Source organism: Streptomyces sp. NPDC039609, from assembly GCF_055596705.1.
In genome coordinates this window covers 61649-83279 of record NZ_JBVIUJ010000008.1, presented here as the reverse complement: position 1 = coordinate 83279, position 21631 = coordinate 61649, and the positions used below count along the sequence as shown (strand labels likewise).

The 21631-nt window shown below is 71.0% G+C and carries 19 protein-coding genes; 12 read left to right on the top strand and 7 right to left on the bottom strand.

Annotated elements, in window-relative coordinates; genetic code table 11:
- Positions 1 to 265 precede the first annotated feature (265 nt).
- Positions 266 to 2614 carry a malto-oligosyltrehalose synthase gene (gene treY / locus ACZ561_RS24325; protein ID WP_470998776.1) on the bottom strand — a complete coding sequence of 783 codons (2349 nt, stop codon included), beginning with the start codon at positions 2612 to 2614 and terminating at the stop codon, positions 266 to 268.
- A 90-nt stretch (positions 2615 to 2704) separates the two neighbouring features.
- Between treY and ACZ561_RS24320 the strand changes: the two genes are divergently transcribed.
- Entirely contained in the window at positions 2705 to 3928 is a 1224-nt protein-coding gene (locus ACZ561_RS24320) for an MFS transporter (RefSeq protein WP_470999325.1), read from the top strand.
- A 239-nt stretch (positions 3929 to 4167) separates the two neighbouring features.
- Here ACZ561_RS24320 and glgX read toward each other — a convergent pair whose 3' ends face one another.
- Positions 4168 to 6288, bottom strand: a complete 2121-nt coding sequence (gene glgX, locus ACZ561_RS24315) for a glycogen debranching protein GlgX (protein WP_470998774.1) — start codon at positions 6286 to 6288, stop codon at positions 4168 to 4170.
- A 137-nt stretch (positions 6289 to 6425) separates the two neighbouring features.
- Here glgX and ACZ561_RS24310 point away from each other — a divergent pair, with 137 nt between their 5' ends.
- The 4 genes from ACZ561_RS24310 (at position 6426) to ACZ561_RS24295 (ending at position 10758) form a co-directional block, all read left to right on the top strand.
- On the top strand, positions 6426 to 7253 hold the full coding sequence (locus ACZ561_RS24310; protein ID WP_470998772.1) for a Tat pathway signal sequence domain protein: 828 nt from the start codon (positions 6426 to 6428) through the stop codon (positions 7251 to 7253).
- 33 nt (positions 7254 to 7286) lie between these two features.
- Positions 7287 to 8588, top strand: coding sequence for a copper amine oxidase (locus ACZ561_RS24305; RefSeq protein WP_470998770.1), 1302 nt, complete (start codon positions 7287 to 7289; stop codon positions 8586 to 8588).
- 109 nt (positions 8589 to 8697) lie between these two features.
- The gene (locus ACZ561_RS24300; RefSeq protein WP_376444791.1) at positions 8698 to 9948 is read left to right on the top strand and encodes an SAV2148 family HEPN domain-containing protein; all 1251 of its coding nucleotides are present in this window, start codon (positions 8698 to 8700) and stop codon (positions 9946 to 9948) included.
- 87 nt (positions 9949 to 10035) lie between these two features.
- Entirely contained in the window at positions 10036 to 10758 is a 723-nt protein-coding gene (locus ACZ561_RS24295) for an exonuclease domain-containing protein (RefSeq protein WP_470998768.1), read from the top strand.
- Between the two features lie 46 nt (positions 10759 to 10804).
- Here ACZ561_RS24295 and ACZ561_RS24290 read toward each other — a convergent pair whose 3' ends face one another.
- The gene (locus ACZ561_RS24290; RefSeq protein ID WP_470998766.1) at positions 10805 to 11635 is read right to left on the bottom strand and encodes an alpha/beta fold hydrolase; all 831 of its coding nucleotides are present in this window, start codon (positions 11633 to 11635) and stop codon (positions 10805 to 10807) included.
- A 52-nt stretch (positions 11636 to 11687) separates the two neighbouring features.
- Positions 11688 to 12578, bottom strand: coding sequence for a phosphotransferase enzyme family protein (locus ACZ561_RS24285; protein ID WP_470998764.1), 891 nt, complete (start codon positions 12576 to 12578; stop codon positions 11688 to 11690).
- Positions 12579 to 12713: 135 nt separating this feature from the next.
- Here ACZ561_RS24285 and ACZ561_RS24280 point away from each other — a divergent pair, with 135 nt between their 5' ends.
- From ACZ561_RS24280 to ACZ561_RS24250, 7 genes are all read left to right on the top strand, one after another.
- Entirely contained in the window at positions 12714 to 13652 is a 939-nt protein-coding gene (locus tag ACZ561_RS24280; RefSeq protein ID WP_470998762.1) for a carbohydrate ABC transporter permease, read from the top strand.
- Positions 13649 to 14491: a carbohydrate ABC transporter permease gene (locus ACZ561_RS24275; RefSeq protein ID WP_470998760.1), complete on the top strand. Its 843-nt coding sequence runs from the start codon at positions 13649 to 13651 to the stop codon at positions 14489 to 14491. The genes ACZ561_RS24280 and ACZ561_RS24275 overlap by 4 nt, the downstream gene beginning before the upstream one ends.
- Positions 14491 to 15786, top strand: coding sequence for an ABC transporter substrate-binding protein (locus tag ACZ561_RS24270; RefSeq protein WP_470998758.1), 1296 nt, complete (start codon positions 14491 to 14493; stop codon positions 15784 to 15786). The genes ACZ561_RS24275 and ACZ561_RS24270 overlap by 1 nt, the downstream gene beginning before the upstream one ends.
- Before the next feature lie 68 nt (positions 15787 to 15854).
- Positions 15855 to 17051 (top strand): macrolide-inactivating glycosyltransferase, encoded by a 1197-nt coding sequence (gene mgt, locus ACZ561_RS24265; RefSeq protein WP_470998756.1) that lies wholly within the window; start codon positions 15855 to 15857, stop codon positions 17049 to 17051.
- Positions 17052 to 17275: 224 nt separating this feature from the next.
- Positions 17276 to 18478: a S8 family peptidase gene (locus tag ACZ561_RS24260; protein ID WP_470998755.1), complete on the top strand. Its 1203-nt coding sequence runs from the start codon at positions 17276 to 17278 to the stop codon at positions 18476 to 18478.
- A gap of 72 nt (positions 18479 to 18550) precedes the next feature.
- Positions 18551 to 19096 (top strand): DUF1697 domain-containing protein, encoded by a 546-nt coding sequence (locus ACZ561_RS24255; RefSeq protein ID WP_470998753.1) that lies wholly within the window; start codon positions 18551 to 18553, stop codon positions 19094 to 19096.
- A 55-nt stretch (positions 19097 to 19151) separates the two neighbouring features.
- Positions 19152 to 19760 carry a GNAT family N-acetyltransferase gene (locus tag ACZ561_RS24250; RefSeq protein ID WP_470998751.1) on the top strand — a complete coding sequence of 203 codons (609 nt, stop codon included), beginning with the start codon at positions 19152 to 19154 and terminating at the stop codon, positions 19758 to 19760.
- A gap of 6 nt (positions 19761 to 19766) precedes the next feature.
- Here ACZ561_RS24250 and ACZ561_RS24245 read toward each other — a convergent pair whose 3' ends face one another.
- The 3 genes from ACZ561_RS24245 to ACZ561_RS24235 all read right to left on the bottom strand — a co-directional run bounded on the left by ACZ561_RS24245 (position 19767) and on the right by ACZ561_RS24235 (position 21386).
- Complete coding sequence (locus ACZ561_RS24245) at positions 19767 to 20489, bottom strand: hypothetical protein (protein WP_470998749.1); 723 nt, start codon at positions 20487 to 20489, stop codon at positions 19767 to 19769.
- Between the two features lie 118 nt (positions 20490 to 20607).
- Positions 20608 to 21177 (bottom strand): Clp protease N-terminal domain-containing protein, encoded by a 570-nt coding sequence (locus ACZ561_RS24240; protein WP_470998747.1) that lies wholly within the window; start codon positions 21175 to 21177, stop codon positions 20608 to 20610.
- The gene (locus tag ACZ561_RS24235; protein ID WP_329114377.1) at positions 21177 to 21386 is read right to left on the bottom strand and encodes a helix-turn-helix domain-containing protein; all 210 of its coding nucleotides are present in this window, start codon (positions 21384 to 21386) and stop codon (positions 21177 to 21179) included. Before ACZ561_RS24235 ends, ACZ561_RS24240 begins: the two co-directional genes overlap by 1 nt.
- Between the last annotated feature and the right edge of the window lie 245 nt (positions 21387 to 21631).

Sequence of the window (21631 nt, the reverse complement as noted above, 5' to 3'; positions counted from 1 at the left end):
TGGGCCCGGCAAGGTCGCCGTTCCGTTGTGCCCACCCGTTCCGGCCCAGCGGAACGCATGCCCACAACGGGGTGGGGGGGGTGAGGTCGTGAGGGTGAGTGTCGGCCCGGCGGGACGAATGCGCACAACCCGGGGCGCCGCCCCGGCGGAACGGTCCCCGCGACGGGGGGAGGGGGCACCGCCCCGGCGGCATGGGCGCCCGCCACCGGCGGGGGCGCCGACCCCGCAGAACCGTTGGCGCCCTGCTCCCCGCCGAACCGGGGGTTCACGGCCGCCTGCGGCTCAGCAGTGCCACCGGGCGTTCGACGAACAGTTCGGTGAGCCTCACCGGGCCGCCCGGGAACTCCCGTACGCCGTCCAGAAGGTCGAGCCACGGGCCCGGTGGCAAGGTCAGCTCCGTGTCCTGCCAGCCGCCCGCCTCCGCGAGGCGTAGGGGGAGTCGGGTGACGGCCGTGACCACCTCCGGCGTGGCGCCCTCGCCTCGGGCGAAGGCCAGGCAGTGCGGCGCCGCGGCGCCGGACGCGGGGAGCGGCATGTAGTCTCCCGCCGCACCGAAGAGTTCCGGATGCCGCCGCCGTAGCCGCAGCGCCGCCCTGACCAGCACCGTCTTGTCGTCGTCCGGCCCGATCGCGAACGGCTGTCGGTTGTCCGGGTCGACCAGCGCCCGGTACTCCCGTTCCGTCCCCTGGTAGAGCTCCGGCACACCCGGCATCGTCAGCTGCACGAGCGTCGCGCCCAGCATCTGCGTCCGGATGTGGGGCTCCAGGGCGAACGCCGCCTCCGACGCCGCCCGCAGCGGAATCCGGCCGGGCCCCGCCGCCACGAAGTCGGTCACGGCCCGCTCGTACACCGGATCGGGCTCCGTCCAGCTGGTGTGCAGACCTGCCTCCCGTACGGACTTCAGCACCGCGGGACCGAGCCGGTCCGTATCGGGGGTGCCGAAGCCGAACGCGGTCTGCCACGCCGTCCACGCCAGATGCGGATCGGGCGCCGGAACCCCGGCCACCTCCTCCAGCAACGCGGCCCATACCGACGGGCATTGGGAGAGAACCGCGATCCCCGCCCGGACGTCCGCGCTGCGCTTGGTGTCGTGCGTGGTCAGCACCGTTCCGGTGGCGGGCCAGTCCCGGGCCAGCCGCAGGCAGTACGCGTGGAATTCCTCCGGCGCGACGGCGGGACGGCCGGGGTCGCCGCCCACCTCGTTCGCCGACAGCAGCGGGGTGTAGCGGTAGAAGGCCGTGTCCTCCACGGACTTGGCCCGCAGCGCGGAGGACGTCTGCGCGAACCTCGCACGGAACGCCACGTGTTCGGGACCGTCGCCCAGCCGCCCGAGCGCCAGATCCCGTACGGTGTCGACGGCCGCGGCCTCCTCCGGCACGGCGAAGGCCGCCTTCGCCCCGCGCGCCGCGTCCGGGGTGAGAACCGCCTCCCCGCCGGCCCGGTACGTGCGGTACACCGGGACACGGACCAGGAGTTCACGGATCGCGGTCCGCAGCGCCCACGGCGCGTGATCCCGTAGCTCCGGATCGGCGGCGCAGATCCGGCCCGCGATCCGGGTCAGGGCAGTCGTCTCCGCGGACAGCTCGTGCGTCACGACCTTGTAGGCGGCGCGGCGCGCCGTCGCCTCCCAGATTCCACCCCGGTCTCCGGCCCGTCCGGCGAACTGCCGGTACACGTCGAGGAGTTCGTCGGCGCCCGCCGCGTCCACGAAGACCCCGTCCACGTACCGCAGGGCGTCGTAGCCGGTGGTCCCCGCCACGGGCCAGGCCGGTGGCAGCGGCTCCGTACCGGTGAGGATCTTCTCCACCACCGTCCAGCACCGGCCGCCCGTCGCCTCGTGCAGCCGCTCCAGATAGCCCTCCGGGTCGGCGAGCCCGTCCGGATGGTCGATCCGCAGCCCCTCGATGACCCCGTCCCGTACCAGCTCCACGATCTTTCCGTGGGTGTCGCCGAACACCTCGGGATCCTCGACCCGTACCCCGATCAGCTCCGAAATGGTGAAGAAGCGGCGGTAGTTGAGCTCGGTTCGGGCCAGACGCCACCAGGCCAGGCGGTACCACTGGGCGTCGAGCAGCTCGGGCAGCGGAAGCCCCTCGGTCCCCGCACGGAGCGGGAACACCTGCCCGTCCAGATGCAGCGCGCCGTCGGAGATCCGCATCCGCTCCCGAATGTCCGGCAGCCGTTCCGGCAGAACGGGCAGCAGGACCCGCCCGTCACCCGCCTCCCAGTCGATGTCGAACCAGCGGGCGTACGCCGAGTCCGGGCCCTCGCGGAGCACCGCGTGCAGCGCGTGGTTGTGCGCGGGCGATGCCGCCATGTGATTGGGCACCAGATCCACGACCAGGCCGAGGCCGTGGGCCCTGGCGGTCGCCGCGAGCGCCCGCAGCCCCTCCTCACCGCCCAGCTCCCGCCGGATCGTGCGGTGGTCGGTCACGTCGTAGCCGTGCGTGGAGCCGGGCACGGCCTCCAGGACGGGGGAGAGGTGGAGGTGGGACACCCCGAGGCCGGCGAGGTACGGGACAGCCCGCTCGGCTGCCGAGAAGGGGAACTCCGGCTGGAGTTGGAGCCGATAGGTTGCGGTGGGGACCGTCGGGACGGTGGGCAAGGGCGTCATGCGAACGTACGTACCCGGCGTGGAGGCTTCTGTGTCATCGCCTCATGCGTCCGTTCGTGTGCATCGCGTTACGTTCGGCCGATGCTTCGCATGTATCGCGACACCCTCTCCCTGCTCGGACCTGTGCTTCCGGTCCTCTCCTTCATGGGGCGGTTGCCCACCGCCATGTGCCAGCTCGGCAGCCTGCTCCTGGTCGCCGAGACGAGCGGATCACTGACGACGGCGGGGCTCGCCGGAGGGGCGCTCGCGGCGGGGCAGACCGTCTCCGGACCGGTCATCGGCCGCCTCGCCGACCGGCGTGGGCAGCGCGGGGTGGTCATCGCCGCGTCCCTCGCCAACGCGGTGGCCGTCGCCGCGCTCGTCCTCGCGGCGCTCGCGCACGCGGCGACCGGCTGGCTGATGCTCCTCGGCGCGCTGGCCGGGGCGACCGTCCCGCAGATCGGGCCGCTCGCCCGGGTCCGCTCGGTCGCCCTGGCCCGGGGTTCCGGAGCGGACGACCGGACGGTGGGGACGGTGCTGTCCTTCGAAGGGACGCTCGACGAGGTGTCGTTCGTCCTCGGACCGGCCTTCGTCGGCCTCGCGGCGGCGCTCGCCCATCCGGCCGCGGCCCTGCTGCTTGCGGCGGGGCTCCTGGCCACGTGCGGCGCGGCCTTCGCATTGCACCCGTCGGCTTTCGCTGCCGAGGGCGGTACGAAGGCCGCCATCACCCGGACGGCTGCCGCCGAACGGGGCCGGCTGCCGAGGTCCGCGTACGCGCTCCGGATCACGATGGTGCTTCAGGGCGCCATGTTCGGGGCCTCGCAGGCCGGGATCACCGCGCTCACGGAGAAGCTCGGGGCGCCGGCGCAGGCGGGGCTCGTCTATGCGGCGATGGGGGTGATGAGCGCCGCGGTCGGGCTGTCCATGGCGGCGGTGCCCGCGCGGATCGGGCTGGCGACGCGGTGGAGGGCGGCGACGGCGGCGCTCGTCGTCCTCTCCGTCCCGCTCGTCTTCGTCGACTCGATGGTCGCGCTGTACGCGGTCGTGATCGTCCTCGGTGCCGCGTACGCACCTCATCTGATCACGGTCTTCGGGCTCACCGAGCGGACCGTCCCGGCGTCCCGGCTGGCCGAGTCGATGGCGTTTCTGACTAGTGGCGTCGTCGGCGGGCAGGCGCTGGCGCTCGCCCTCTCGGGACGGCTCGCGGACACGTACGGGTCGGCGGCGGCGTTTGCCGTGGCGGTGGTGGCGGCGGTGCTGTGCGCCTTGCTCTCCTGGACGGCTCGGCCCGTCGTCCCGACGCCGCGGTCCCGGGAACTGACCCCAAGCCCTTGACGACGAGCGCGCACCCTCGACCGGCTCGAGTCCCCCGCTCCACCGGGGCGGTGCCCCCTCCCCCCCCGTCGCGGGGACCGTTCCGCCGGTGCGGTGCCCACCCGCACCCCACCCTCCCCAGCCCCGCGGAACGCCTGCCCACAACGGGGTGGCGGGGGTGCCGGTGGGCGCCGCCCCTCCGAGCCGCCGCCCCCACCCCCACCCCCACCCCCGCCCCCCGGCCGGGGACGTCGTCCCGGCTACGCCGGGCGTTTCAGGACCGTCAGGCTCAGCGGTGCCAGCGTCACCCGTTCGCCCGCCGCCACCTTCGGGCCCTCCTGGGGTGGGATGCCCTCCGGGTGGGACGTGTCCACCACCACCCGCCAGGTCTGGCCGTGGTTGACCGGGACCTCGAACTCCAGCTCCTGCGACGACGCGTTGAACATCAGCAGGAACGAGTCGTCCGCGATCCGCTCCCCCTGCGTCCCCGGCTCCGAGATCGCATTGCCGTTGAGGAAGACCGACAGCGCCTGGGCGTGCGCCGCCTGCCAGTCCCGCGAGGTCATCTCCTCGCCCTCCGGGGTGAACCAGGCGATGTCCGTGAGCTCGTCGTGCGTGCCCTCCACCGGCCGCCCGTGGAAGAAGCGGCGGCGGCGGAAGACCGGATGGTCCCGCCGCAGCCGCGCCATCGCGCGGGTGAACTCCAGCAGGGTGCCCTCCTCCGAGGCGCCCGGCTCCGGCCAGCGCACCCACGACACCTCGTTGTCCTGGCAGTACGCGTTGTTGTTGCCGCCCTGCGTCCGCCCGAACTCGTCACCGTGGCTGAGCATCGGCACGCCCTGCGACAGCATCAGCGTGGCGAGGAAGTTCCGCATCTGCCGGTTGCGCAGCTCGTCGATGCCGATGTCGTCCGTCTCGCCCTCGGCGCCGCAGTTCCACGACCGGTTGTAGCCCTCGCCGTCCCGATTGCCCTCCCCGTTCGCCTCGTTGTGCTTCTGGTTGTACGAGACGAGGTCGCGCAACGTGAAGCCGTCGTGGCAGGTGACGAAGTTGACCGAGGCGAGCGGCCGCCGGCCGTCGTCCTGGTAGAGGTCGGACGAGCCGGTCAGCCGGGACGCGAACTCCGCGAGCGTCCGGGGCTCACCGCGCCACAAGTCCCGTACGCAGTCCCGGTACTTGCCGTTCCACTCGGTCCACAGCGGCGGGAAGTTCCCCACCTGGTAGCCGCCCTCGCCCACGTCCCACGGCTCGGCGATCAGCTTCACCTGGCTGACCACGGGGTCCTGCTGCACCAGGTCGAAGAACGAGGACAGCCGGTCCACCTCGTGGAACTGCCGGGCGAGCGTCGCCGCCAGATCGAAGCGGAAGCCGTCGACATGCATCTCGGTCACCCAGTACCGCAGGCTGTCCATGATCAGCTGAAGCACGTGCGGGGACCGCATGAGCAGTGAGTTACCGGTGCCGGTGGTGTCCGTGTAGTACCGGCGGTCGTTCGAGAGGCGGTAGTACGACGGGTTGTCCAGGCCCCGGAAGGACAGCGTGGGGCCCAGATGGTTGCCCTCGGCCGTGTGGTTGTAGACCACGTCGAGGATGACCTCGATCCCCGCCTGGTGCAGGGCCCGTACCGCCGACTTGAACTCCAGCACCTGCTGGCCCCGGTCGCCCCAGGAGGCATAGGCGTTGTGTGGGGCGAAGAAGCCGATGGTGTTGTAGCCCCAGTAGTTCGAGAGGCCGGCGTCCACCAGCCGGTGGTCGTGGACGAACTGGTGCACCGGCATCAACTCCAGTGCCGTGACACCCAGTTCCTTGAGATGGCCGATGACCGCCGGGTGCGCGAGCCCCGCGTACGTCCCGCGCAGCTCCTCCGGCAGCTCCGGGTGGAGCATCGTCAGGCCCTTCACATGGGCCTCGTAGATCACCGTACGGTGGTAGTCGGTGCGCGGACGCCGGTCGTCGCCCCAGTCGAAGTACGGATTGACCACGACCGAGGTCATCGTGTGCGGCGCCGAATCCAGGTCGTTGCGCGAGTCCGGCCGCCCGAAGTGGTAGCCGTACACCGCCTCGCCCCAGTCGACGGAGCCCGAGACCGCACGGGCATAGGGGTCGAGGAGCAGCTTCGCCGAGTTGCAGCGCTGCCCGCGCTCCGGCACGTACGGGCCGTGGACGCGGAACCCGTACCGCTGACCCGGCATCACTCCCGGCAGATAGGCGTGTCGGACGAAGGCGTCCGTCTCACGCAGCTCCACCGCCGTCTCCGAGCCGTCGTCGTGGAGCAGACACAGCTCGATTCTGTGGGCGGCCTCGGAGAAGACCGCGAAATTGGTTCCAGCGCCGTCGTAGGTGGCGCCCAGGGGATACGCCTGTCCCGGCCAGACCTGCATAGATAAGACTCTTCCATTCTGATCCGGGTGTTGGGGTGCACTCCGGCCAGATCCTGCCCGAAAAGGGGGCAACCTCCTAGGACTTCGGCCCGTCCTACCGGGTGACCAGTACACAAGGGGGATACAGAGGGGGAAGTGTGTACGAAATAGTGCGCCGCCATCTGGGGAAAGTGGTGGCGGGCGCGGCCATGGCGGTGACAGGAACCGCCCTCATGGTCGGGATCACCCTGCCGGGGAACGCGGGCGCCGAGGGCACGCGCGGGAACGACCTCGCCGGGGGTCGTACCGCCGCGTCCGCACCGCCGGGGTCGGCGGACGCCGCCGGTACGGCGCCGGAGCCCGCGACCCTGGCCACCGCACCGCCCGAGGGAGCGAAGGGCGTCGGCACCGACCCCCTCACCGACGACGAGCTGAAGCGGGCCGAGGCCCTGGCGCTGACCCCGCCGGCCGCCTCCGCGCAGCGCGACGTCGAAGGGGGCCGAGGTCCTCAGCACCTGGCCACCGAGCTCGCCGATCCGTTGCCGGAGGAGATCGACAAACCCGGTTCGCCGCGCCGCGCCGAGGTCCGCTTCTACGACTACGGGCGCGACGAGCTGATCACCCGGACCGTCAACCTGGAGACCGGGAAGGTCGAGCACGCCGCCGCGCAGCGCGGGGTGCAGCCCTCGGCGCACCCCGAGGAGCTGCGCGAGGCCTTGGAGCTGATCCTCGCGGGCCCGCTCGGCAAGGGGGTCCGGGAGGACTACAAGGACGCCACCGGCAAGGCGCTGACCTCGCCCGACCAGCTCTGGTTCAACGGCGACGTCTACCGCACCTACCGCGAGGCGAAGGTGCCCGCCCAGCTCGCCGCATGCGGCGAGCACCGCTGCGTCCGGCTCGTCACCAAGATCCTCAACGGCTCGTGGATCGACACCCGGAATCTCATCGTCGATCTCAGCGCCAGGACCGTCACGCGCGTCGGCTGACCACCGACCCGCCTACGAGGGAGTTCTCGACCCATGCCCCACCCGTTCCTCTCGCGCGCCCGCAAGCAGGGCGCCGTCCTCGCTTCCGCCGCGCTCCTCGCCACCGCCACGGCGGCCGCGGGCCCGGTGAGCTCCGCCACGGCGGCCCCGGCGCCGCCCCGCCCCGACTGCTCCGCCGCCTACCGGGTCGAACAGACCCTCGACGGCGGCACCACCTGGCGCATGTGCTGGCGCTACGACACCGACTCCGGCCTCATCCTGGACAAGGTCACCTACCAGCCCAAGAGCGCGGCCGCCCCGATCCGCGTCCTGAACAGCGCCAAGCTCGCGCAGATCCACGTCCCCTACGACGACGGCAACGCCGAGTACGACGACCTCACAGGCGCCGGCTTCGGCTGGGGGCTGCAGAACCTGAAGCCGGCCGAGTGTCCCGGCGGCACGATCACCGCCGTGAAGGTGCCCGAGGTCGGCAACGTCAACGGCCTGTGCACCACCACCCGGGCGCGCGGTCACGCCTACCGGATGGCCAACGACGAGGGCACCAAGGTCTGGCAGGCCCAGGGCAAGGACCTGCTCGTCTACACCGTCAACAAGGTGGCCTGGTACGAGTACATCACCGAGTGGCGGTTCTCCTCCGACGGCACGATCGCCGCCAATGTCGGCGCCACCGGCAGTCTGTCGCCGGGGGACTACAACGCGACCGACGGCCGTGGCTGGCCCATCGGCCCCGGTGCCCGCTCCTATGCCACCAGCCATGCCCACAACGTCTTCTGGCGGCTCGACTTCGGCCTCGACGGCAGCGTCAAGGACCGGATCGAGCAGTACGACTCCAAGGTCACGGCTCCGGCGGCCGGTGGCGGCGGCCCGACCGTGAAGACCACGCGCACCCCGGTGACGAAGGAGCTGGCGGGCGACGCGAAGAACATGCGCTGGTGGCGGGTGGTCAGCGCCACCGGCAAGAACAAGGACGGCCATGCCCGCTCGTACGAGATCGTGCCCGGCCCCTCCAACACCCACGCCGGGCGCGGCTTCACCAAGCACGACATCTACTTCACCCAGACCCGGGCCTGTGAGCAGTTCGCCAGCAACAACATCCTCAACTGCGGCTCGAACGCGCCCGACAGCGTGGACAAGTGGGTCAACGGAGAGACGCTGACCGACCCCGCCGTCTGGGTCAACATCGGGTTCCATCACATCGCCCGGGACGAGGACCAGCAGCCGATGCCGGTCCACTGGCAGGGCTTCCAGCTCGCACCCAGGGACGTTACCGCTATGAATCCGCTCACTCCGGCCGATCTCGCCAACCAGAACGGCGCTCCGAATCAGGGGAGTTGAGGAAGCAGCCTGCCGATCCTGCTGCACCGCCTCCCGCTCGCGGAGTACCCTTCCTTGATCGTCGACAGACGGTCGGAACGGGCGTCCAGAAGTAGAAGGCGGTGCGCGGGTGAGCTCGGGAGGTCTGGAGCTGCCCCCAGGTGACGCGGGTCACGAGGGGAGCTCCCCCGACCCCGTGGAAGTCCCGCCAGGAGCGGTCTCGGTCGCCAGACCGATGGAGATCGGGGCGGAGCTCGACTGGGGCGCCGAAGCCTGGAGCGAGGTGCGCACCCGTGCCCAGCGGGCGGGCAGGGCCTACATCTGGCTGAATCTCGTCGAGCAGCGACTGCGGGCCGTGGTGGCCGCCGTGCTGCGGCCGGTGTACGAACCGGTGCACGGCGAGGACTGGGTGGTGGCCGCGGCCGGCCCGGCCGGACAGGAGTGGGTGCAGCGCGCCGTCGCCGTCCGCGAGGTCTCGCGGCGCAAGGGCTATCTCCTCGACCCGGCCGACGACAACGTGCTGAGCTTCCTCACGCTCCCGCAGCTGCGGGAGCTGATGGTGCAGCACTGGCCGTGCTTCGAGCCGTACTTCGACGACCGGCGGGAGGTCGAGCTCGCCCTGGACGAGCTGGAGGTGACGCGCAACGTCGTCTCCCGCAACCGGGCCCTCTCGCTCACCGTGCTCGCCCAGTCCGAGCGGGCCTCCGCCCGGCTCCTGGAGATCCTCGGCAGCGGGGCGGCGGTGCCGTCCGCCGACCGGCTGCCGGTCGACGCCGTCGAGGACCTGGTCGGGGACCGGTACGCGGACGTGGTCTCCGTCCATCCCGACCGGGTGCGGCTGCAGCGGCAGCTGCCGGCAGAGGACCTCTTCGGCGGCGCCCGGCGCCTCGACGCCACTGGCATAGGTCTGAATCTGCTGGTGCAGAACTTCTCCGGGCGGCGGCTCGTGCGGCTTGCCGAGTCGGGCTGCCGGATACGGCTGCTGTTCCTGAACCCGGCGAGCAGCGCCGTGAAACGGCGCGAGCGCGAACTGGGCCTGAAGAAGGGCGAGCTGAGCCGCTCGGTGGAGATGAACATCCTCCATATGCGGCGGGTGCGCTCCAGGCTGCGCGACCCGGGCGCCTTCCAGATCCATGTCTTCGACGAGACGCCTCGCTTCACCGCCTACCTGGTGGACGGGGACGGACCGGACGGCGTCGGTGTCGTCCAGTCGTATCTGCGGAAGGCGCGGGGGATGGAGGCGCCGGTCCTGGTGCTGCGCGGGGGCGGTCGGAACGTGGTGCGCTCGGGACAGCAGCCACGCGATGGCGATTACGGACTTTTCGCAACATACCGGGAGGAGTTCGAGTCGGTCTGGCTCGACTCCCGGCCGGTCTCCTGAGCCCGGGACCCGAGGCCCGAGGGCCGTTGTCAGTGGCTCGTGCGAGGGTGTTCAGCACCACGGGGGAGATCACGTAAGGAGGACCCGATGGCTTGGCACGGGGAAGCGCTGGTCGGATTCGACCTGGAGACGACCGGCACCGAACCGCTGGAGGCGCGGATCGTGACGGCCTCGATCGTCGGCGTCCACGGCGGGCGCGTCGCGCGGCAGCGGGACTGGCTCGCCGACCCGGGGATCCGTATCCCGGCACAGGCGTCCGCGATCCACGGCATCAGCAGCGAGCGGGCGGCCGCCGAGGGACGGCCGGTGCGTGAGGTCGCCGACGAGATCGCCGAGACCCTGACGGGGTACTGGTCCCAGGGCGTCCCGGTAGTGGCGTACAACGCCTCCTTCGACCTGACGCTGCTCTCCGCCGAGCTGCGGCGTCACGGGCTCCCCTCGCTGAGCGAGCGGCTTGGCGGCGCGCAGATAGGCCCGGTAATCGACCCGTACACCATCGACCGTGCCGTCGACCGCTACCGCCGGGGGAAGCGGACCCTGGAGGCGGTCTGCGCCGAGTACGGCGTCGTCCTCGAGGCGGCCCACCAGGCGGCGGCCGACGCGCTGGCCGCCGTGCGGGTGGCGGTCGCGATAGCCGAGCGGCACGGGTCGGTGGCCGAGCTGACCCCGGCGGAGCTGCATGAGCGTCAGATCGGCTGGTACCGCGTCTGGGCGGAGGACTTCCAGGACTTCCTGCGCCGCAAGGGCAGCCCGGAGGCGGTCGTCGACCCGACCTGGCCGCTGCGCGAGCCGGCCACGGTGGCCGGCTGACGACGGTCGGGCTGACGGCCCGCCTCCCGGCGTCCTTCCGGTGCGGTCAGCCGATCGGGTTCTCCGCCAGGAAGTCCAGAAGCAGCGTGTTGATCCGCTCCGGCTGGTCCAGCTGGAGCCAGTGCCCGGCGTCCTCGACGCGCTCGTACCGCCAGGTGCCGTCCACGTGCTTGCCGGTGCCGGTCATGGACTGTTCGGTCATGAAGCGGTCACCGGGGGACCACACACCCATCACGGGGCCGGGCAGCGGCGGCAGCGGCAGTGCCGGGCCGAACTGGACCTCGGCGGGGAGACCCGCCCGGTAGACGTTCAGCGCCGCGGTCAGCGCGCCGGGCGCCCTCAGCGGGTCGATGACGGCCTCCGCGTCGGGGTGCTCGCCCAGCATCTCCCGGAGGTTGGCGAAGTCGTCCCGTGCGAGCCACTCCTCGGCGAGCCCCGGGAACTGGAACAGGAGCATGTACCAGGACCGCTGCTTCTGCTCGAAGCCCGCCTCGCGGATGGACGCCAGGTGACCGACCGACAGGATGCTCAGACTCGCGACCCGCTCGGGCGCGCCCTGGGCGAGACCCTGCACCATGCCCGAGCCCCAGTCGTGCCCGACCAGATGGACCCGGTCGATATCCAGCCGCGCAAGGAGTTCGAGCAGGTCGCCGACGTGCTTGCCCGGGTGGTACGCCTCCACTCCGCCCTCCGGCCGGCCCGAGGCGCCGAAGCCGCGCAGCGTCGGAGCGACGCACCTGTACCCGGCCGCGGTCAGGGCCGGCACCTGATGGCGCCAGAGATGATGGCTGTCGGGAAAACCGTGCACCAGCAGGACGGCCGGACCCTGGCCGCTCACCTCGACGTCGAGCGTCACCTCGGACAGTTCCACACGCATCACAACACCCCGATCGTGAGTGGGAATTCGAGCGGCGTGCCCCGTCATGCCGTCAGAAGGGGTACCACCGCACCTCGGGGTCACCTTCCCGCAGCGAGGCCACCCGGCGCTCGAATTCGGCCAGCGCCTTGGGGTTCGTCGGCGCGTGCTGGGCCACCCAGGCGCAGCTCGCGGTCTCCCGGGCCCCGCGCAGCACCGCGCACCCGTCCCACTCCCGTACGTCCCAGCCGTACGCCTCGGTGAAAGCGTCGTACGCGGCCGGATCGAGGCCGTACCGGTCCCGGGAGAGGGCGAGCACCACCAGGTCGTGCTCGCGCAGATCGGAGGAGAAGGTCTCCAGGTCGACCAGGACCGGCCCGTCGGGGCCGACATGGACGTTACGGGGCAGCGCGTCGCCGTGGATCGGACCGGGGGTGAGATGCGGGGTGAGCGCGGCCGCCGCCGGGGCGAAGGAGTCACGGCGCTCGTGCAGGAAGGCCGCGTCGGCCGGATCGATCGCGTCGCCGGCCAGCCGCAGCCACCGCTCGACGCCGCCGAGCAGTTCGCGGCGCGGCAGCGTGAGGTCTGCCGGCTCCGGCAGGGCGTGGATCCGCCGCAGCAGCGGCGCCAGATCGCGCGGCTCGGCCGGACGCACGGCCTCGGGCAGTCGCTGCCAGAGGGTGACCGGGTGGCCCTCCACCAGGCGGGGCTTGGGCTCCGCCGCTCGTACGGCAGGGATGCCCGCGTCCTCCAGCCAGCCCGCGAGCGCCAGCTCCCGCTCCGCCCGGGGGAGCAGCTCCGCGTCCCGGCCGATCTTCACCACGAGATCGCCCACCGCGAAGACCGCGTTCTCCCCGAGTGCGAGGAGCGGCACCCCCGGCTCGCGCACCGCGCCGCGGCTGCTCTCGCCGCCCGTGGGCAGCCCCGCGGCGGCCAGGATCTCCCGTGCCCGCGCCTCGTCCATCCGTCTCTCCCGCCTGCCTGTGCGAATCAGCCAAAGTCTCGCATCCATGCAGGTGACCTTGACGAACCGACGGACCGTCAGGACCATGACGGAGGCCGAGACGGCGCGGCAAAAGGCACATAAGGGGGCGAATTCATGAGTGTGCTGACGACCGCGACGAAGCGGTCCGGCGGTCCGAAGACCACCGGCGGGAGACCCGGTCACGGGCGGGACCACAGCGCCTGGTTCCTGGTGCTGCCCGCGCTGATCCCCATCCTGATCCTCAGTGTCGGCCCGCTGCTCTACGGCATCGCCCTCGCCTTCACCGATGCCCAGTCCGGCCGCACGCAGGCCACCCGGTGGGTCGGCACGCTCAACTTCCAGGACCTGCTGCACGACACGCTGTTCTGGGACTCGTTCCGGATCGGCCTGGTGTGGGCCGTCGGGGTCACCGTCCCGCAGTTCCTGCTCGCCCTCGGGCTCGCGCTCCTGCTCAACCAGAACCTGCGCTTCCGCTGGCTGACCCGGGCGCTCGCGATCATCCCCTGGGCCATGCCCGAGGTCGTCGTCGGCATCATGTGGCGGCTCGTCTACAACCCCGACGCGGGCATCCTCAACGAGACCATCCGCGATCTCGGCCTCGGCGACGGGCGGGACTGGCTCACCGGGCTCGCCACCGCCCTGCCGGCCGTGATCCTCGTCGGCATCTGGGCCGGGATGCCCCAGACGACGGTCGCCCTGCTCGCCGGACTGCAGAACACCCCGCACGAACTCCACGAGGCCGCCGCCCTCGACGGCGCCGGCGCCTGGCGCCGCTTCCGTACCGTCACCTGGCCCGCGCTCAAGCCGGTCGCCCTCGCCATCACCGCGCTGAACTTCATCTGGAACTTCAACTCCTTCGCCCTGGTCTACGTCCTGACCAACGGCGGACCCGGCGGCCGCACCCGGCTCCCCATGCTCTTCGCCTACGAAGAGGCCTTCCGCTACGGGCAGTTCGGTTACGCCGCAGCGATGGGCTGTGTCATGGTCGCCGTCATCTCCGTGCTCCTCGCCCTCTATCTCGTCGGACGGCTGAAGGGGGACCAGGACCGGTGAGCACGCTCCGCACCAGCAAGCCCGCGCGGTTCGGCCAGTACCTCGCCCTCCTGGCGTATCTGGTCTTCCTCGCCTTCCCGTTCCTCTGGCTGATCTCCACCGCCTTCAAGCCGGCGACGGAACTGGGCTCGCTGCACCCGACGTGGATCCCGAAGGACCCGACCCTCGCCAACTTCCGGCAGGCGTTCGAGGAGCAGCCGCTGCTCCAGGCCGCGGGCAACAGCCTGATCGCCGCCCTCGCGGCGGCTCTGATCGCCGTCGTCATCGCCACGCCCATGGCCTATGTGATGGCCCGCCACCGTGGCCGGCTCTCCACGGCCGCCACCGGCTGGGTCGTGATCAGCCAGGCCTTCCCGTTCGTGCTGGTGATCATCCCGCTCTTCCTCGTCCTGAAGAACCTGCATCTGATCAACAGCCTCTTCGGCCTGGTCATGGTGTACGTCGTCTGGTCGCTGCCGTTCGCGCTGTGGATGCTCGTCGGTTATGTACGGGCCGTCCCGGCCGAGCTGGAGGAGGCCGCGGCCGTCGACGGCGCCGGGAAGCTCCGTACGCTCGTCTCGGTCACCGCCCCGCTGCTCGCTCCCGGCATCGTCGCCACCGCGCTCTTCGCCTTCATCACCGCATGGAACGAGTTCTTCTTCGCGCTCGTCCTGCTCAAGACCCCGGAGAAGCAGACCTTGCCGGTCGTCCTCACCCACTTCCTCGGCGCGGAGGGTGTCGCCGACCTGGGGCCGCTCGCCGCGGCCGCGTTCCTCGCCACGATCCCCTCGCTCGTCATCTTCGCGATCATCCAGAAGCGCATCACGGGCGGGATGCTGGCCGGGGCGGTGAAGTCCTGATGCGTGTACGGGTGTTCACGGCGGCCGCGGCCGCGCTGGCGCTGCTCCTCACCGGATGTTCCGCCGGGGACGACTCCGACGGCGGCCCGATCCGGCTCCGCTTCCAGTCGCTGGCCTGGCAGAAGGAGTCCGTCGACGCCAACAGGCAACTGGTGAAGGAGTGGAACGCGGCCCACCCCGACATCCAGGTCGACTACGTCCAGGGCAGCTGGGACTCCGTCCACGACCAGCTCCTCACCTCCTTCGAGGGCGGCGAGGCGCCCGACATCATCCACGACGCCTCCGACGACCTGGCCGACTTCGCCTACGGCGGCTACCTCGCCGATCTCCGCACCCTCCTGCCCGAGCGCCTCAAGGCCGACATCCCGGCGCGCAGCTGGGAGACCACGACCTTCGGCGACGGGATCTACGGCGTTCCGTTCCTCCAGGAACCCCGCGTGATCATGGCGAACAAGCAGATCCTGGAGTCCTCCGGCGTCCGCATCCCGACCCCGGAGAAGCCCTGGAGCTGGGAGGAGTTCCGTCGGATCACCAGGGATCTGACGGCCACCATGGGCAAGGGGAGATACGCGGTCGCCTGGCCCCTCAAGGAACCGGTCTCGGTCAGCCTCAACCTGGGGCTCTCGGCGGGCGGGCGGCTCTTCCACCGGGAACCCGACGGAAGGGTGACCATCCGCTTCACGGAGGACGACGGCGTCGTCCCCGGCACCATCAACGATCAGGTGAACACGGACCTCAGCGCCTCGCGCTCCACTCTGGGCACCGGCGGCTCGGACGCCCTGCCGGGCTTCTTCGGCGGCAAGTACGCGATGGTCCCGCTCGGCTTCTCGTACCGCCAGCAGATCACCCAGCAGGCTCCCAAGGGCTTCGAGTGGATCGTGCTGCCGGCGCCCGCGGGGAAGGACGGGCTCGCGCAGGGTGTCAGCCCGCAGACGCTGTCGATCGCCGAGGACAGCCCGTACAAGAAGGAGGCGGCGCGGTTCCTCGACTTCTTCCTCCAGCCGGACAGCATGGTCCGCCTGGCGCGCGGCGACTGGATGCTGCCGACCGGCACGGCGGCGCTCGCGGACCCGTCCCTGCGCACCGCGAAGGACGGCTGGGCGACCGGAGCCGCCGTGGCCGAATATTTGCGACCCGCACCCGCGCAATCGGTGCGCGGCTACCCGGAATGGAAGGACAAGGTGGCCACCCCGGCGTATCAGGAGTACTACAGCGGCGCGATCGACACCGAAGAGCTGCGCAAGCGTCTGGTGGAGGACGGGAATCTGGTCCTCGCCCGCTACCAGCGTCGCTGAGTCGCCCGCGCGCGCCACCGGACACCGATTTACTGGACGAGACGTCTCGTCTCGCTTACTGTGAACGCATGACCGCCACTCCGCGCCCTGCCCATATCGCCATGTTCTCCATCGCCGCCCACGGCCATGTGAACCCGAGCCTCGAAGTGATCCGCGAGCTCGTCGCTCGCGGGCACCGCGTCAGTTACGCCATCCCCGCCTCCTTCGCCGAGAAGGTCGCCGCGGCCGGCGCGACCCCCGTCGTCTACACCTCCACGCTTCCGACCGACGACGACCCGGACGCCTGGGGTACCGAACCCATCGACAACATCGAACCCTTCCTCCACGACGCCGTGCAGGCGCTCCCGCAGCTCGCGGAGGCCTTCGACGGCGACCGGCCCGACCTCGTGCTGCATGACATCACCGCCTACCCCGCTCCGGTCCTCGCACACCGGTGGGATGTCCCCGTCGTGGGACTCTGGCCGAATCTCGTCCCGTGGGAGGGGTACGAGGAGGAGGTCGCCGAGCCGATGTTCGCCGAGCTCAAGGCATCCGAGCGGGGCAAGGCGTACTACGCCCGCTTCGAGAACTGGCTGGTCGAGCACGGTGTCGACACCCACCCCGACCGGCTGATCGCCCGCCCGCGACGGGCGATCGCGCTCATCCCCCGGGCGCTCCAGCCGCACGCCGAACGGGTCGACGAGTCCGTCTTCACCTTCGTCGGCGCCTGTCAGGGCGACCGGGCGGACCAGGGGGAGTGGCAGCGGCCGGCGGACGCGGAGCGGGTGCTCCTGGTCTCGCTGGGCTCGGCCTTCACCAAGCGGCCCGACTTCTACAAGGCGTGCATCGATGCCTTCGGTGACCTGTCCGGCTGGCATGTCGTGCTCCAGATCGGCGCCTTCGTCGACCCGTCGGAGCTCGGCGAGATTCCGGCCAATGTCGACGTGCGCTCCTGGGTCCCCCAACTGGCGATCCTGAAGCAGGCGGACGCCTTCATCACCCACGCCGGGGCGGGCGGCAGTCAGGAGGGACTGGCCACCGCCACCCCGATGGTCGCGGTCCCGCAGGCCGTCGACCAGTTCGGCAACGCGGACATGCTCCAGTCCCTGGGCGTGGCCCGGCACCTGCCGATGGAGGAGGCGACCGCCGAGCAATTGCGTGAAGCGGTGCTCGCACTCGTCGACGACCCCGAAGTGGCCGTCCGCGCCAAGGAGATCCAGGAGCGGATGGCGGGCGAGGGCGGAGCGCGTCGGGCCGCGGACCTGATCGAGGCCGAACTGCCCTAGAACGCGTCGCACTTGAGGGCCCCCGGATGGTCGGGGGCCCTACGCGTGCGCCGAGTTGGGGCGAGTTGACCGATTTATTATTACGAAAGCTTGTTGAGTAAGTCACAGGTGTACGTAGGTCTTGATTTGCACTCGTCAATGAGCAAGGGTTTCGAGGCAGCTACCGGAGAGTTTCCTTCCAGTGGCTCATCCCCCCACAAATCCTGACGAGGAGACCCCTCTTCATGGCAATACACAAGCGTGTCCGCCGGACGAAGCTCATCGCCGTCTCGACCGCGATCGCGGCCGCGGCCGGAGTCACCGTCTTCACCACCCAGTTCGCCGGCGCGGCCCCCACGCCCGCCCTCGGAACTGTCTACGGCCTCGGCGCGGAAGGCGCCGTCGCAGGTAGCTACGTCGTCCTGCTGGACGAGAAGGCCGACAAGAGCGAGCTCGCGAAGGAGTACGGCGGCACCCTGCGCCGCAGCTACGACTCCGCGGTCAACGGCTTCTCGGTCAACGACCTCTCGGAGACCGAGGCCAAGCGCCTCGCCGCCGACCCGGCCGTGGCCAAGGTCGTCCAGAACAAGAAGTTCTCCATCAACGCCACCCAGACGGACCCGCCCTCCTGGGGTCTGGACCGGGTCGACCAGGCCGAGACCGCCGGGGACAAGAAGTACACGTACCCCGACAAGGGTGGCGAGGGCGTCACCGCGTACGTCATCGACACCGGAGTCCGCGTCAGCCACGAGGACTTCGGCGGCCGTGCCGTCGACGGCTTCGACGCCATCGACAACGACGACACGGCCCAGGACGGCAACGGCCACGGCACGCACGTCGCCGGCACCATCGCGGGTACCGCCCACGGTGTCGCCAAGAAGGCCAAGATCGTCGCCGTCCGCGTCCTCGACGACAACGGCTCCGGCACCACCGAGCAGGTCGTCGCGGGCATCGACTGGGTCACCAAGAACCACCAGGGCCCGTCCGTCGCCAACATGAGCCTCGGCGGAGGCGCCGACCCCGCCCTCGACGACGCCGTCAAGAAGGCCATCGCCGCCGGCGTCACCTTCGGTGTCGCCGCGGGCAACGAGTCCTCCGACGCGGGCCAGGGCTCTCCCTCCCGTGTCCAGGAGGCGATCACCGTCGCCTCCTCCACCGAGGGCGACCAGCAGTCCGACTTCTCCAACTTCGGTTCCGTGGTGGACCTCTACGCTCCCGGCTCGGAGATCACCTCGGCCTGGAACGACAGCGACACCGGCACCAAGACCATCTCCGGTACGTCCATGGCGACCCCGCACGTGGTCGGCGCGGCCGCCGTCTACCTCGCGGGACACCCGGACTCCACCCCGGACCAGGTCGCCCAGGCGCTCGTCGGCGGAGCCACCGCCGACAAGATCTCCAACCCCTCCGCGGGCACCGCCAACAAGCTGCTCAAGATCGTCGAGTAGCGGCCCCGGCCCGATGACCGGCGGCCGCCGTGCCCTCCCCCACGGGGCACGGCGGCCGCCTATCGTGTGACCATGACGACGACGTACGCTCTTCTGCTGCGCGGCATCAACGTGGGCGGACACCGCAAGGTGCCCATGGCGGAGCTCCGTTCCCTCCTCGAGGGCCTCGGCCACGGCGACGTCAGAACCTATCTCCAGAGCGGGAACGCCGTCTTCACCGCCGACGCCGACGAGCGGGAACTCACCGCCGGCATCGAGGACGCCATCGAGAAGCGCTTCGGCTTCCGCGTCGACTGTCTCGTCCGCGACGCCGAGTACCTCGCCGCCGTCGCCGACGACTGCCCCTTCCTCGCCGCCGAGCTGGAGGGGAAGCAGCTCCACGTCACGTACCTCTCCGAGCGGGTCGACCCCGAACGCTTCGCCGCCATCGACCAGGACGCCTTCCTGCCGGAGGAGTTCCGGCTCGGCGACCGCGCGCTCTACCTCTACACACCCGACGGCCTCGGCCGGTCCAAGCTCGGTGAGGCGCTCTCCCGCCCCGCCCTCTTCAAGGGGATCGTGGCCACCTCGCGCAACTGGAACACCGTGGTCAAGCTGGTGGAGATGACCCGGTCATAGCGCCGAGGGGACCCCACCGTCCCGTTCAAGATCATCCGGGTGCAGAATGACCCGTATGTCGATGACGAACACACCGAAAACGGCAACGATCGACGATGCTGCGCCGATCGGCCGCACCCTGACCCGCGCCTTCGACCACGACCCGATGATGCGCTGGTTCTTCCCCGACGACGCCTCGCGTGAGGCGCGGTTGGGCCGCTACTTCACCACGATCTTCACGCGTCAGTACGTCCGCCACGGGGTGTGCGAGCACACCGAGGCCGCGGCCGCCTTCTGGGCACCTCCGGAGGCGCAGGCCAAGGCCGTTCCCGACGCGGAGACCATCCGGGAACTCCAGGACATCCTCGGTGACCGGGCCCCGCTGTTCAGGGACGCCGTCGAGGCGGCCGCCGCGCACACGCCCCAGGAGCCGCACTGGTCCCTGGCGCTGATCGGCGCCGACCCGGCCGCCCAGGGGCAGGGGCACGGGGCAGCCCTGCTGCGCTCGGGTCTCGCCAAGGCCGACGCAGCGGGTCTGCCCACCTATCTGGAGTCCTCCAGCCCGTCCAACCTGCCCTTCTACGAGCACTTCGGCTTCGCCGTGCGCGAGGAGTTCCGGCTGCCGGGCAACGGGCCCGTGCTGTGGGGGATGTGGCGCGAACCGCGCGGCCCCGAGGCCCCGTAACGAAAGTCAGGCCGGCGGCGCGTCGTCCGCGGCGCGCCAGGCGATCGCCAGACCCTCCAGCCACGCCGGGGGCAGCTCGGCGTCCTCCCACTCCGTCCGCAACGCGGACGGAGTGGCGGTGAGGCGTTCGAGGACGGCGATGCTGGTGGGGGAGTGGATGAGGGAGTAGCGGCCGTGGACGGCGATGCGGCTGCCGGGGCCGTACTGCGCGTACACCTGGGTCAGTCGGCTCCGATGGGTCTCGGCGAACTCCTCGAGCCGCCCCGCGTACCCGACCCGTTCGACGACGCCCATCGTGCCGAGGACCGCGGTGAGGACCTCGTCCGACACCTCGGGGTCGAGGTCCGAGGCGTGGCTGAACGCGAGATAGAGGGGGGTCACGGCGACCTTCGCCCGCTCCACGTCCACCATTCCGACCGGGGTCCGGGCGCGTGCGACGCCGTCCTGGCCACTTCCGCGCAGGGGGTGGTCGGTCAGCGCCGGGCCGATCGCGCGCCGCAGGGCCCGCTCGGCGAGGTGGACGAGTTCGGCGTCGACGGCCTGGGCGCCGGCGAGCCAGCCGGAGGCGTACGGCTCACCGCCTTCCGGCGGGACCCCCACGATCTTGCCGATCTCGCCGTGGGCCTCCGCGATCGCACCGGCCTCGACCAGCGCGATCAGCTCCTCGGCGTCCACGTGGAACACTCCCGCCCGGCCGAGGAGTTCAAGGAGGGTCTTCTTCGCGTTCATGACGCTGGCGGAGTCCAGCGGGTGCTGGCCCTCTTCGGCGGTGTCGATGATGTCCTCCTCGTCGGCCTCGGCCTGGTGCGGAGAGGCTTTCAGCTGGGGGTGGCCCTCGTCCAGCTTCTCAAAGATCGCCGGACAGAGGGCGGCTCTCCTGGCCGAGGGCCCGTTCCACCGTGGCGTAGGTGACGCCGTGGTCCGCCAGGGTCTCGGCGACGACACCGGGGCGGGCCATGAGCGCGAGGAGCAGATGCTCGTCACCGATCGCCTTCTCGCGGCGCCCGAGACAGACGCGCAGGGACCGCTCCAGAACGCCCTTCGCCTCGCTGGTGAAGGGCCGGTGCCCGGAGCGGCGGACCCGCTCGTCACGGTCGTCGGCGAGCGCGCCAGGGCCGTGTGCCTCCTCGACCCGCGCGACGATCTCGGTCACGTCGATCCCGAGTCCGGCGAGCGCGTCCGTGTCCGCCTTGGAGAGCCCGCCTCGGCGACGCGCGTCCATGAGCGCCGCCTCCAGTGATTCCCGCCGATCCGTCACTCCCAGGGCCCGCAGGACGAAGGACGCCTTGGTGTCCTCCGCGTCGAGAAGCGCGAGCAGCAGATGCTCCTCGGTGACCACCGGGGCGCCCTGGCGTTCGGCCTGGACCACCGCGCCCTTCACCACCGCCCGGGCCCCCTTCGTGAACCGTTCGAACATCAATGCCTCCCGTGCTTCTTGTGGACGGCCTGACGGCTCACGCCCAGCTCCGCGGCGATCTCCTGCCACGACCAGCCCTGGGCGCGGGCGCTGCGTACCTGAACGGCCTCCAGCTGTTCGAGGAGCCGCCTCAGTGCGGAGACGGCGCGGAGTCCGACCCGGGGGTCGCGATCCCCCGCCCGCTCGGCGAGATCGGTTGCATCGGTCATGCTGTCAACTTACGTTGACAGCCTCCTCGTGTCAACCATGGTTGACACGAGGAGGCTGTCGGGTCGTGCGCGGGATGCTGCGGATGAGTGCCGGCGGGGCCCATTTCGGGCTCGTCGTCACGGTCTTCACGGTGGCCTTGTTCGTCGGCCTTGGCGGTGCCCGGTGGGCTCTGATCGTCGGCGGCGCGGTTGCGGCCTGGTTCGCCCTGTTCTGGGGGTGGTCGTCGTCCGCGGGCGCCGCTGGT